We start from the raw sequence: 11,245 nt of genomic DNA, 5'->3' as shown, positions 1-11,245 counted from the left end.
CGCTGGTCGAGCGGAGCGCTGTCCTGAGCGAGCGAAGCGAGTCGAAGGGTCGAGACCTTCCCGCTGGTCGAGCGGAGTCGAGACCCTTCCCGCTGGTCGAGCGGAGTCGAGACCGTCGATCGAGAGTCCAGAACCCTGGACACGTTCGCCACAAGAGCGCACCGTGGAGGCATGCCCTCCATCGATCTACCCGCAGGCCCGATCGACTACACCGACTCCGGCGGTGACGGGCCGGTGCTGGTGTTCGGTCACGGGTTGTTGATGAACGAGACCCAGTGGCGTGCCGTGATCCCGCTGCTCGACGGTTTCCGTTGCATCGCTCCGACGTGGCCGTTGGGCGCGCATCGGCGACCTATGCATCCAGATGCCGACCTGTCCCAGTCTGGCGTCGCGAATCTGATCGCCGACTTCCTCGACGCGCTCGACCTCCACGAGGTCACCCTCGTCTTGAACGACTGGGGCGGCGGGCAGTTTATCGTCTCCGAAGGTCGCGACCACCGGCTCGCGCGGATGGTCCTCGCCTCGTGCGAGGCGTTCGACAACTTCCCGCCGAAACCGGCCAGGCCTGCGTGTGCGCTGTGCCGGGTCCCGGGCGGATCGTGGCTGCTCATGCAGATCACCCGGACTGCCTTGTTCCGGCACGGAACTCCGGCATACGGAGGGCTCGCCAAGGCCAGGATTCCTGACGACGTGATGGACGACTGGTTCGGGCCCGCGAGTCGGGATGCCGCCATCCGCCGTGACCTCGCGAAATTCGCGACCGGTTCGCCGTCGAAGTCGGTCCTGAACGATTGGCACCGGAAGGTGGTGAGTCTCGACAGGCCGGTCCTTCTGTTGTGGGCGGTCGAGGACCGGATGATGCCGATCGATCATGCCCGGAGGATGGTGAAGGAATTTCCCGACGCACGGTTGGTGGAGGTCGACGACTCGTGGACCCTGCTTCCCGAAGACCAGCCCGAACGCGTCGCGGCGGAGCTCGCCGACTTCGTCGGCGGTCGGTGACGCGACGTCGGTCGCGGCCACACGATGCGAGTCGATCCACCGTTTGTCGTCGGCCGGTGAGAGAATGTCTCGGTGAGGTTATATTCCGATGAAGCGGTGGTGCTGCGCCAGCATAAGCTGGGCGAGGCCGACCGCATCATAACCTTCCTCACCGCCGAGCATGGACTGGTGCGTGCAGTCGCGAAGGGCGTCCGACGGACCCGTTCGAAATTCGGTGCACGTCTGGAGCCGTTCGCGCACGTCGACGTCCACTTCTATCCGGGTCGCAACCTCGACATCGTCACCCAGGTGCACAGTCTGCACGCGTTCTCCGACGACATAGCCTCCGACTACGGCCGGTACACCACGGCGTGCGCGGTGTTGGAGACCGCTGAACGATTAGCAGGCGAGGAGCGCGCTCCTGCGAAGCAACTGCACCGGTTGACGGTCGGAGCATTGCAAGCGCTCGCCGAGGACCGCCGTGATCGGCAGTGGATCCTCGACGCGTTCCTGCTTCGCGCCATGTCTGCCGCGGGCTGGATGCCTGCACTCGACGTGTGCGCGCGGTGCGCGCAGCCGGGGCAGCATCGCGCCTTCCACGTGTCGGCAGGCGGCGCGGTGTGCGTGCACTGCCGTCCGGCGGGGGCGGCGACGCCGTCCGTCGGCGTCCTCGAGTTGATGGATGCGCTCGCCCGCGGCGAGTGGGATCACGTGGCGACCGCCTCCGATTCGCAGCGACGTCAGGCGACAGGCCTCACCGCGGCTCACTTGCAATGGCACCTGGAGCGCCAACTCCGGACGCTGCCGCTCATCGAACGACATGCGCCGCACAGGCTGGTGGCGCAGGAAGACCAGGTTGTCTGATGGCCCGATTCTCCCGAGCTTCGTCTGCCGATCAGGTTCCGGCGCGATCGGTGCGTCCACCGGACCCGCACCCGTCGGGTGCGATTCCGCCGAACATTCCGGCGCAGTTCGTGCCGAAGCACGTCGCGCTGGTCATGGACGGCAACGGCCGGTGGGCGCAGGACCGTGGACTGCCCAGGACTGAAGGGCACAAGCGGGGTGAAGCCGTTCTCATGGACGCGGTCTGTGGATCCATCGAGATGGGCGTCCAGTGGCTGTCGGCGTACGCATTCTCGACGGAGAACTGGTCGCGGAGCCCCGACGAGGTCAAGTTCCTGATGGGCTTCAACCGCGACGTGATCCGGCGACGTCGCGACGAGATGAACGAGATGGGCGTCCGCGTGCGGTGGGCAGGTCGACGACCCCGCCTGTGGCGGAGCGTCATCAAAGAACTCGAAGTGGCCGAGGAACTCACCAAGGACAACACCGTCATGACGCTCACGATGTGCGTCAACTACGGTGGCCGCGCCGAGATCGTCGACGCGGCCCGCGAACTCGCGCGTCGCGCGGCCCGCGGCGAGATCGACCCGGACCGGATCACCGAGGCGAGCTTCGGCAAATACCTCGACGAGCCGGACATGCCCGACGTCGACCTGTTCCTCCGTCCGTCCGGCGAGCAGCGACTGTCGAACTTCCTGCTGTGGCAGAGCGCGTACGCCGAGATGGTCTACCAGGAGAAGTTGTTCCCGGACTTCGACCGTCGCGACCTCTGGGCCGCTTGCCTGGAGTACGCGAAGCGCGATCGGCGCTTCGGCAGCGCCTGACCTAACTGGAAATTCAGGCGGGATACGACCTTCCGAGGGAAGATTTCCCTCGGAGAGTCCTGATCGGCCTGAATTTTCCAGTACTCGAATTAGCCAGCCCAGAATTGGCCGGTCCTCGCGTCGACGGCCGGCTGTGGAACCGGGCAGCGGTGCGTTGCGTCTGACCTTGTATGAGCACGTCGGGTATGAGCACGTCGGGTATGAACACGTCGGGTGTCTACACCAAGAAGCAGTTGGTCGCGATGGAGTTCGACGACCGGATGATCGAGCGGATGCTCGTGAGCGGCGACCTCATCAGGTTGCGGCCCTGGTGGTACGCCACACGCCTTCATGACGCGACGGTCGTGTCGGCTGTCCGAGACGGCGGCATCCTGACCTGTGTCGACGCGTTGCGCTTTCACGGAATGTGGACACCGCCCGGCTATCGAGCGAGTCTTCATCTGCGGCGCAGCAAGAACAAGTCGGGCAAGCACAAAGCGTGTCGGGTCTCAGTGGGCGCCGAGCGGATGGCGGCCGAGGCCGTCGACCCGTTGCCGGTCGCCCTCAAGTATGCGAGCGGATGTCTGCCGGTCGAGGGGTGGATCGCGGTGGCCGACTCGTATATGAATTCGACTGGAACCGGCGCGGCCGACCTCCGGGTCGGTATGGGCACGATCAGTGTGACGCTGAGTCACGCAGTGGACAGGACAGATGCGAAGTCTCAGTCGGGAACCGAGAGCATCGCACGGGTTCGGCTCAAATCAGAGGGGTACGACGTCGTGGTCCAACCGTCGATCGAGGGGGTCGGGCACACCGATCTGCGGATCGGCAAGCTACTCATCGAGTGCGACAGCTTCATGTACCACGCGAGTAGAGACGACTATGAGCGCGACCATCACCGCGATCGGCGGGCGCTCGTCGACGGCTGGCTCACCATCCGGCTCACGTACGACGACATCGTCTACGGCTGGGACGCAGTCCTCGCCGACATCCGTGAGATCACGGGACGGGATCGGCATCGGGCCCGGACACCGAAGCTCACGACGATGATCGAGGATTCGGTGCTCCGTACCGCCCGCGAAGGCCTCTAGCGTCTGCAGTCGGTGCAGGTCCCGAAGATCTCGACGGTATGGGTGATGTCCGAGAAGCCGTTCTCGTTCGCGATCTTGGACGCCCATCGTTCCACCGGGTCGGCCTGGACTTCGACGGTGGTTCCGCACTCGCGGCAGACGAGATGATGGTGATGGCCCGACGAGCAGTGCCGGTATCGGGTCTCGCCGGAGCCGTCCCAGATCGCGTCGATCTGCTGAGACTCGGTGAGTGCCTGCAGGTTGCGGTAGACGGTGGTCAGTCCGATCGACTCGCCGCGGTCGCGCAGTTTGTCGTGCAGCTGCTGCGCAGACAAGAAGTCGTCGGTGGTCGACAGGACGTCGGCGATCGCCGCGCGCTGTTTAGTTGCGCGCTGCCCGGTGACCGGCCTGGTTGGATTCGTGGTCACAGCTGTCCTTCTCGACGTTCGGTGGCGTGCACCAAGGCGTCCACGACGATATGTGCGACGTGGTCGTCGGCGAGCGCGTACTCGATCTCCCGTCCGCGTCGCGTCCCTACCACCACACCAGAACGCTTCAACACACTCAAATGCTGGCTGACTTGCGGTTGGTTGAGATGGAGGGCATCGACCAGTTCGTGGACGCACATCGCCCGGTCTTGCAGGCTGAGAACTATCGCGACACGAGCCGGCGCGGACAACGCGCGCAGCAGGTCGCTCGCGGCGGAGTGCGCCGAGTGGTCGCCGACGAGGGCTGCGGGCGCGGTCGGGGAAGTCATGCAGCCATCTTATGGGAATTGATTGTCATTTTGCAGTGAGGAAGACGACGGTGCGAGTCCTGAGCCTCGGGCGCCCGGACCGTCCGTCAAGCGCAACGATAGAGCCGTGTGGCAGACGACTCGGTTGTACGGTCGAAGCCATGGGTATCGGTGCGCGACTCTTACAGACGCGGTGGCTGCTCAGGGCTCCGATTCCGCTGTTTCGAGTGGGGCTCGGCTTTCTGTTCGGTGGCCGGTTGGTGTTGCTCGAACACATCGGTCGTAGGTCGGGGGAGCACCGGTTCGTCGTCCTCGAGTGCGTCGAACGTCCCGACGACGCGCATGTGATCCTGGCGTCCGGCTTCGGCGACGGGTCGCAGTGGTACCGCAACCTCGTCGCCGAGCCACGGTGCTGGATCAGCATCGGCTTCATCCGTCGCCGGCCGGGCACGGCCCGCGTCCTCGGGGCAGACGAAGGCCGCGCGGTGATCGAGCGGTACCGCACGCGGTCGCCGAAGGCCTACGCCGAGCTCTCGGGAGTCATCGAAGAGGCCACCGGACTGACGATCGACACCGTCCCGTGTGTCGAGATCGGGCTCGATCCGAGCTAGCCGTGTCAGCAGACGGCGACCGCGTATCGGCCGGTCGCCGAATCGGACGAGACGAGGGTGCCGTTCACGTAGATCGCACATCCGGCGTAGTACCCGCTGGTCTGGAACGAACTGCCGGTCAGTTGGTACGTGGAGCGTGAGACGACACTCTTCGATCCGAACCACTTCGTCGTGGACCGTGAATAGCCGGACAGGCGAGTCGTCTCGAACGAGTCCATGTCGTTGTCGCCGTCGAACCAGTTCGTCGATTCGTTGTTCTGAACATCGCTGTAGAAGGTGTAGCGCACGGTGTCGCCGGCAGTCGGCTCGCTGGAGCTCGCGGATGCGACAGCGACAGAGGGGGCGAGTACGGCAGCGACGGCCACAGCGGCGACGGCAAGGCGGGTTGAGATTCTCATCGGGGGTTCTCCTTGGGAGTGGTCGGGCCGACTGCCTGACCGATGCGGTGAACTTACGACGCGCCTACGACAATTCTTCGCTATTCGGACGTTCGGATGACACTGCGCAAACCGGCATCACGTATGCGATCAGCGCGATGTCTCGACCACCGACTACCCTGTAAACGAACCCTTAACCCCTACATTCCCTAACCCCTACACTCGTGGAGATCAGTTAACCGTGGCTGTCCAGTCCAAAGTCGATGCTGTCGTCAACCTCGCCAAGCGGCGCGGTCTGGTGTATCCCTGCGGTGAGATCTACGGCGGAACCCGGTCCGCCTGGGACTATGGTCCGCTCGGCGTGGAGTTGAAGGACAACATCAAGCGCCAGTGGTGGCGCACGATGGTCACCTCACGCGAGGACGTCGTGGGTCTCGATTCGTCGGTCATCCTGCCGCGTCGCGTGTGGGAGGCCTCCGGCCACGTCGACGTGTTCACCGATCCGCTGATCGAGTGCACCAACTGCCACAAGCGCCAGCGTCAGGATCATCTGCAAGAGGCGTACGCGCTCAAGAAGGGCATCGACGATCCGGACACGGTCCCGATGTCGGAGGTCGGCTGCCCCGAATGCGGCACCAAGGGGCAGTGGACCGAGCCGAAGGCGTTCTCGGGCCTGCTCAAGACGTTCCTCGGTCCGGTCGCCGATCAGGACGGCCTGGCCTACCTTCGCCCGGAGACCGCGCAGGGCATCTTCGTCAACTTCAAGAACGTGATGACCACGTCGCGTCGCAAGCCGCCGTTCGGCATCGCGCAGATCGGCAAGAGCTTCCGCAACGAGATCACGCCCGGAAACTTCATCTTCCGCACGCGCGAGTTCGAGCAGATGGAGATGGAGTTCTTCGTCAAGCCCGGCGACGACGAGCAGTGGCATCAGGAGTGGATCGATGCCCGCTTCCAGTGGTACGTCGACCTCGGCATCGATCCCGAGAATCTGCGTCTGTTCGAGCACCCGGCCGAGAAGCTGTCGCACTACTCCAAGCGGACCGTCGACGTCGAGTACAAGTTCGGTTTCAGCGGCAACCCGTGGGGCGAACTCGAGGGTGTCGCCAACCGGACCGACTACGATCTGTCGACGCACAGCAAGGCCTCCGGCGAGGACCTGTCGTTCTTCGACCAGGCGACTGGCGAACGGTTCACGCCGTTCGTGATCGAGCCTGCTGCCGGCCTTGGCCGTTCGATGATGGCGTTCCTCGTCGACGCGTACACCGACGAGGAAGTGCCGAACGCCAAGGGGGGCACCGATACTCGCACTGTCCTGAAGCTGGATCGTCGTCTGGCTCCGGTGAAGGCAGCCGTGCTGCCACTCTCGCGGAACGAGAAGCTGTCGCCGAAGGCGCGCGACCTCGCGGCCGACCTCCGCAAGCACTGGAACATCGAGTTCGACGACGCGCAGGGCATCGGCAAGCGTTACCGCCGCCAGGATGAGATCGGCACGCCGTTCTGTGTCACCGTCGACTTCGACACCCTCGACGACCAGGCGGTCACCATCCGTGAACGCGACACGATGACGCAGGAGCGCGTGGCCTTGGACAAGGTCGTCGAGTACCTCGGCGGCAAGTTGATCGGCGTCTGACGGCCGTCCGACTCGTCACGAAAGGACGACGTGAGTCCTAAAGTGGTCGCGCTGATCAGCGGCGTGTTGATGGTGATCGCCGCGGTCATGATGATCAGTCAGGGCGCATGGCTGATGTTCGGCGTCGTCGTGCCGATCTGGTTGATCGTCCTGGGAGCGTGGCTCTACCGCGAACGAACGCGGTAGAGCCCTGGCGCTGGTCCCGTAGACCACCTCGAACGAGCCGAACGTCAGTCGAGTCGCGCGCGCAGCGCGGCCACCTCGTCCTGCAACTCGGTGATGCGGTCGATGTACGGCTGCGTCCGTTCGCGGACCTGCACGTCGGTGTACTGCGGGACGAGGCTGCGTGAACAGTTCCAGTCGAAGGCTTCGACGCCGATGACGATGCTGCGTTCGCAGACGGCCGAGATCTCACCGTCGTCCACGCGCCGCAGTCGTTCGAGGAGTGCGGGGTCGTCCGACACCACGGCGCGGCCGAACACTTTGAGGCGTTTGCGGAGCGGATAGTCGGCGACGAACAGTGCGACGCGGCCGTCGGCGTCGATGTTGCCGGTCGACACGAACTGACGGTTGCCCCGAAAGTCGGCGAACGCGATCCGATTGCCGCCGAGATGGTGGACGAATCCGGTTGGGCCGCTGCGGTACTGCACATACGGCCAGCCGGATTCGGTCACGGTGGCTAGGTGGAGTTGGAAAGCGCGGGTGAGCATGCGGAGCTCGCGAGAGGTCAGTTCCTGGGGGCCGTCGTCGGGGATCGCGGCTCCCGGTACGGCAGCGTCCGCCACTGCGTGTTGACGGGCTCGCGCGGCGTCGCCGTATGCGAGGTGTTGATAGCGAGTGCCCATGCCTCCACTTAACACCGGCAGTCAGTCGGTGCGTAGGCAGGCTGTCCCGTCGGGGCTCGTGGTGACGCGAACAGCAGGTAGACGACGACTTCAACTAAAATAGAACACGTTCTAATTCGTGTTGTACTCTGTTCCGCATGGATCGTCTGAGTGGCCTCGATGCCAGCTTCCTGTACCTGGAGACCCCAGAGCAACTGATGCACGTGTGCGGGCTGATCGTGCTCGACCCAGAGACGGTGCCCGGCGGCTACACGTTCTCGGCGATGCGGGATCTTCTCGACTCACGGGTGAAGAAGGTCGACCAGTTCACGCGCAAGGTGCGACGCGTGCCGCTCGACGTCGGGCATCCGGTGTGGGTACGTGACGACCACTTCGACATCAACCACCATTTCCACCGGATGGCGTTGCCTCAGCCTGCGGGGTACGCCGAGCTGATGGAGATCTGCGGTCATCTCGCCGGTCAGCCGATGAACCGCAGCCGTCCGCTCTGGGAGATGGTCCTGATCGAGGGCTATCACGACGCCGACGGCGTCGAGAAGCTCGTGGTGTTCTCCAAGATGCATCACGCGACGGTCGACGGTGCGTCGGGCTCGAACCTGATCTCGTACTTGTGCAGCCTCGAGCCGGACGCCCCGCCGTTGGCTCCGGATGATCCGCCGAAGGCTTCGCGCGCGCCGGGCGGTCTGGAACTGCTCGGTCGCGGTGTCGTCGAGACGCTGATGCGGCCGCTCGGGATTCCGAAGCTCGTTCCGGCGTCAATCGGCATGATCGCCCAGTCGATCGACCGCGCCCGGCAGGGGACAGCGATGGCGGCTCCGCTGACGGCTCCTCGAACCTCCTTCAACGGGACCATCAACGGGCATCGCACCATCGCGATCGCCGATATGAAACTCGAGGACATCAAGGAGGTGCGGCGCGCGACCGGTGCGACGGTCAACGACATCGTGCTGAGCATCGCGGGCGGCGCGCTCCGCAGCTATCTGGAGGAGCGCGGGGAACTGCCGAACGAGCCGCTTCTTGCATCGGTGCCGGTCTCGGTGCGCGAGGATTCGTCGCGTGACGTCGGAGCCAACAAGGTGTCGTCGCTGTTCGCGCGTCTGGGCACCGACATCGACGATCCGCTCGAGCGGCTCCGCCAGATGACCGAGGACAATCGGAACGCCAAGGAGCACAACAAGGCGATCTCGGCCGACATGCTGCAGGACTGGGCCGAATTCGCCGCGCCTCGAGTCTTCGGTCTGGCGGTCCGGGCATACGCGGGTCTGCGTCTCGCGGAGAAGCACCCCGTCGTGCACAACCTCGTCATCTCGAACGTTCCGGGACCACCGGTGCCGCTGTACTTCCTGGGTGCGCAGGTGTTGGGCATGTACCCGTTGGGACCGGTGTTCCATGGCGCCGGGCTCAACATCACCGTGTTGTCGAACAACGGTGTCGTGCACGTCGGGATCATCGCCTGCGAGGAGAGCGTGCGCACTCCGCAGACCATGGTGGAGCACTTTCCGCGGGAGCTGGAGCGGCTCAAGGCCGAGGTCGCCGTGAGCGGAGCTGAACAGCCCTAGTCGACCGCGGCGGTCCGACTGCTCGTACGGGCTATTCGATGACGGAGGAGCTGAACGTCGGCGGATCGCCGAGGAACGGACGGTGAGACGGCGGCTGGTTGCCGTCGACGTCGCTCACTCCGAGTTCCTCGGCCACCTCGGCGCCGATCAGGACCTGTCCAGTGCGCTCCATCCGAGACTCGTGACTCGACAGGGCCGCGATGATGCGGCCGGGGAACTCGACGGATTCGGCTGATGCGGCGAGCCCCTCGTACATCGCGGGGTCGGCTTCGAACGCGGCGACGTTCCGTTCGGTCTTGAGGAGTCCCATCCACAACGAGATCACGGCGACGTCGAACGGTTTGAAGTCGACGGCCATGTCGTGTGCCATCTTGTCGACCGCAGCCTTCCCGGCACCGTACGCGGGGCCGTGCATGTAGCAACTGCCGCCGAACGACGAGGTGTTCACCACCAGCCCGGTGCCGTTCGCGACCAGTAGAGGCGCCGCGTAGTACGTGGCGACGTATGCCGAGCGCATCCCGACGTCGAACAGGTCCGTGAGGTCGAGCGGCTTGTCCCAGAACGGACCCTTTTTAGTCAGGGCGTGTGGCAGGGTGATCGCGTTATTGACGAGGATGTCCAGCCGCCCGTGGTCGGTCCGGACTTGGTCGAAGAGCGCAGCGACCTGGTCGTCGTCGGAGTGGTCGACGATCACCGGGATGCCGGTGCCGCCGCGTCTGGTGACCTCGTCGGCGGTCTGGGCGACGGTTCCCGGCAGGTCGGCGGCGCTTGCCGCGGTGGTCCGGCCGGTGACGTACACGGTGGCGCCTGCCGCGCCGAGCGCGAGTGCGATCCCCTTGCCTGCACCTCGCGACGCTCCGGTGACGACGGCGATCTTCGGTGTGCTCATGCCTGCTCCTTCTCTGTCCATCGTGCGAGGACGGTGTTCGTCGCTTCGATGAGCTTCGGAACGAAGAGGTCGGCCCGCATCACGCAGCAGGAGTGTCCGGCGTCCACCTCGTGGACGGTGGCGCCGGGGATGCGCTGCGCCATCGCGCGCTGACGTTCCGGCGGGATCGCCTTGTCGCGCAGCGGGATGACGACGGCAGTCGGGACATTGATCTCATGCACCCACGGCTTCGTGTGATGCTGACCGATCGCGGCGACCGCGCGGCTCATGGCCAACGGCCGGGTGGACCGGAGTTCGGCGATGGCCCACCGGCGAAGGTCGTCCTCGGGGTCGAGTGGTGCGCGCGTGCGTTCGGTGACGGTGGGTGCGACGCGACGCCGACGACCGAACGAGACGCCCATGCCTCGGTGGAAGAGTCGCTCGGTCGCGTTGGTCTGGAACTGGTCCGTGCCTGCGCACAGGACGAGGCCGCCCACACGGTCCGGATGCTGACGCCAGACGCGCTGTGTGACAAGTGATCCCATCGAGTAGCCCGCGATGACGGCCTGGTCGATGTCGAGGGCGTCGAGCACGGCCGCGGCGTCGTCCGCGCAGTCGCGGAGGGAGAACTCCGGTGACTGGATGCCGCGTCCGTGCAGCCGCTGATCCATGGTGATGACCCGGAAGCGTTCGGTGAGCGCGGGGATGCTCGGGAACCAGGTGAGCAGGCCGGTGGTCGACAGGGCGTGCAGCAACAGGATCGCAGGCGCATCCGGAGTGGGACCGGGACTGTCGGTGATGAAGGTGGTGCCCCGTCCGGGGAGGTCGACGATGCGACCTGCGGGCACCTCCACGTCGGGGAGGCGTCCGGAGGACGGCAGCAGCGAGCTGAGGTCGCGGCGTGACGATTTCATCGAGT

At 65.2% G+C, this 11,245-nt stretch carries 14 protein-coding genes; 8 read left to right on the top strand and 6 right to left on the bottom strand.

All coding sequences use genetic code 11. The annotated features are described in order from the left end of the window. Positions 1 to 171: 171 nt before the first annotated feature. From L5G32_RS11715 to L5G32_RS11700, 4 genes are all read left to right on the top strand, one after another. On the top strand, positions 172 to 1,002 hold the full coding sequence (locus L5G32_RS11715) for an alpha/beta fold hydrolase (RefSeq protein WP_237011204.1): 831 nt from the start codon (positions 172 to 174) through the stop codon (positions 1,000 to 1,002). Positions 1,003 to 1,074: 72 nt separating this feature from the next. Further along, positions 1,075 to 1,845, top strand: coding sequence for a DNA repair protein RecO (recO, locus tag L5G32_RS11710; RefSeq protein ID WP_237011203.1), 771 nt, complete (start codon positions 1,075 to 1,077; stop codon positions 1,843 to 1,845). Further along, positions 1,845 to 2,648 (top strand): isoprenyl transferase, encoded by an 804-nt coding sequence (locus tag L5G32_RS11705; protein WP_237011202.1) that lies wholly within the window; start codon positions 1,845 to 1,847, stop codon positions 2,646 to 2,648. The genes recO and L5G32_RS11705 overlap by 1 nt, the downstream gene beginning before the upstream one ends. A 185-nt stretch (positions 2,649 to 2,833) precedes the next feature. Next, positions 2,834 to 3,718, top strand: coding sequence for a hypothetical protein (locus L5G32_RS11700; RefSeq protein WP_237011201.1), 885 nt, complete (start codon positions 2,834 to 2,836; stop codon positions 3,716 to 3,718). On the opposite strand, the gene L5G32_RS11695 is transcribed toward L5G32_RS11700, so the two are convergent. Both L5G32_RS11695 and L5G32_RS11690 read right to left on the bottom strand, forming a co-directional pair. Then, positions 3,715 to 4,125: a Fur family transcriptional regulator gene (locus L5G32_RS11695; protein WP_237011200.1), complete on the bottom strand. Its 411-nt coding sequence runs from the start codon at positions 4,123 to 4,125 to the stop codon at positions 3,715 to 3,717. The two genes, L5G32_RS11700 and L5G32_RS11695, sit on opposite strands and share 4 nt — an antisense overlap. Then, positions 4,122 to 4,454, bottom strand: coding sequence for an ArsR/SmtB family transcription factor (locus L5G32_RS11690; protein WP_237011199.1), 333 nt, complete (start codon positions 4,452 to 4,454; stop codon positions 4,122 to 4,124). The genes L5G32_RS11695 and L5G32_RS11690 overlap by 4 nt, the downstream gene beginning before the upstream one ends. A gap of 140 nt (positions 4,455 to 4,594) precedes the next feature. On the opposite strand from L5G32_RS11690, the gene L5G32_RS11685 reads away from it, so the two are divergent. Continuing rightward, positions 4,595 to 5,044, top strand: coding sequence for a nitroreductase family deazaflavin-dependent oxidoreductase (locus tag L5G32_RS11685; RefSeq protein WP_237011198.1), 450 nt, complete (start codon positions 4,595 to 4,597; stop codon positions 5,042 to 5,044). 5 nt (positions 5,045 to 5,049) lie between these two features. On the opposite strand, the gene L5G32_RS11680 is transcribed toward L5G32_RS11685, so the two are convergent. Beyond that, the gene (locus tag L5G32_RS11680; RefSeq protein ID WP_237011197.1) at positions 5,050 to 5,442 is read right to left on the bottom strand and encodes a hypothetical protein; all 393 of its coding nucleotides are present in this window, start codon (positions 5,440 to 5,442) and stop codon (positions 5,050 to 5,052) included. Positions 5,443 to 5,662: 220 nt separating this feature from the next. Here L5G32_RS11680 and L5G32_RS11675 point away from each other — a divergent pair, with 220 nt between their 5' ends. Further along, positions 5,663 to 7,054, top strand: a complete 1,392-nt coding sequence (locus tag L5G32_RS11675; RefSeq protein WP_237011196.1) for a glycine--tRNA ligase — start codon at positions 5,663 to 5,665, stop codon at positions 7,052 to 7,054. Between the two features lie 30 nt (positions 7,055 to 7,084). Then, positions 7,085 to 7,240 carry a hypothetical protein gene (locus L5G32_RS11670; protein WP_237011195.1) on the top strand — a complete coding sequence of 52 codons (156 nt, stop codon included), beginning with the start codon at positions 7,085 to 7,087 and terminating at the stop codon, positions 7,238 to 7,240. Between the two features lie 44 nt (positions 7,241 to 7,284). Here L5G32_RS11670 and L5G32_RS11665 read toward each other — a convergent pair whose 3' ends face one another. Beyond that, the gene (locus tag L5G32_RS11665; protein ID WP_237011194.1) at positions 7,285 to 7,899 is read right to left on the bottom strand and encodes a pyridoxamine 5'-phosphate oxidase family protein; all 615 of its coding nucleotides are present in this window, start codon (positions 7,897 to 7,899) and stop codon (positions 7,285 to 7,287) included. Between the two features lie 137 nt (positions 7,900 to 8,036). On the opposite strand from L5G32_RS11665, the gene L5G32_RS11660 reads away from it, so the two are divergent. Then, a complete protein-coding gene (locus L5G32_RS11660; RefSeq protein WP_237011193.1) occupies positions 8,037 to 9,458 on the top strand; it encodes a WS/DGAT/MGAT family O-acyltransferase in 1,422 nt (473 codons plus the stop codon). A 31-nt stretch (positions 9,459 to 9,489) separates the two neighbouring features. Here L5G32_RS11660 and L5G32_RS11655 read toward each other — a convergent pair whose 3' ends face one another. Then, entirely contained in the window at positions 9,490 to 10,347 is an 858-nt protein-coding gene (locus L5G32_RS11655; RefSeq protein WP_237011192.1) for an SDR family NAD(P)-dependent oxidoreductase, read from the bottom strand. Further along, positions 10,344 to 11,240, bottom strand: a complete 897-nt coding sequence (locus L5G32_RS11650) for an alpha/beta fold hydrolase (RefSeq protein ID WP_237011191.1) — start codon at positions 11,238 to 11,240, stop codon at positions 10,344 to 10,346. The genes L5G32_RS11655 and L5G32_RS11650 overlap by 4 nt, the downstream gene beginning before the upstream one ends. Between the last annotated feature and the right edge of the window lie 5 nt (positions 11,241 to 11,245).

The sequence above is a fragment of the Gordonia zhenghanii genome, assembly GCF_021738965.1.
Lineage (GTDB): Bacteria > Actinomycetota > Actinomycetes > Mycobacteriales > Mycobacteriaceae > Gordonia > Gordonia zhenghanii.
Note: the sequence above shows the minus strand (reverse complement) of the source record. Positions and strands in the feature narration are given on the sequence as shown.

Coding starts and splice junctions, on each gene's coding strand:
- L5G32_RS11715 (WP_237011204.1), top strand. CDS start 172: ATGCCCTCCATCGATCTACCCGCAGGCCCGATCGACTACACCGACTCC.
- L5G32_RS11705 (WP_237011202.1), top strand. CDS start 1,845: ATGGCCCGATTCTCCCGAGCTTCGTCTGCCGATCAGGTTCCGGCGCGA.
- L5G32_RS11700 (WP_237011201.1), top strand. CDS start 2,834: ATGAGCACGTCGGGTATGAACACGTCGGGTGTCTACACCAAGAAGCAG.
- L5G32_RS11690 (WP_237011199.1), bottom strand. CDS start 4,454: ATGACTTCCCCGACCGCGCCCGCAGCCCTCGTCGGCGACCACTCGGCG.
- L5G32_RS11685 (WP_237011198.1), top strand. CDS start 4,595: ATGGGTATCGGTGCGCGACTCTTACAGACGCGGTGGCTGCTCAGGGCT.
- L5G32_RS11680 (WP_237011197.1), bottom strand. CDS start 5,442: ATGAGAATCTCAACCCGCCTTGCCGTCGCCGCTGTGGCCGTCGCTGCC.
- L5G32_RS11665 (WP_237011194.1), bottom strand. CDS start 7,899: ATGGGCACTCGCTATCAACACCTCGCATACGGCGACGCCGCGCGAGCC.
- L5G32_RS11660 (WP_237011193.1), top strand. CDS start 8,037: ATGGATCGTCTGAGTGGCCTCGATGCCAGCTTCCTGTACCTGGAGACC.
- L5G32_RS11655 (WP_237011192.1), bottom strand. CDS start 10,347: ATGAGCACACCGAAGATCGCCGTCGTCACCGGAGCGTCGCGAGGTGCA.
- L5G32_RS11650 (WP_237011191.1), bottom strand. CDS start 11,240: ATGAAATCGTCACGCCGCGACCTCAGCTCGCTGCTGCCGTCCTCCGGA.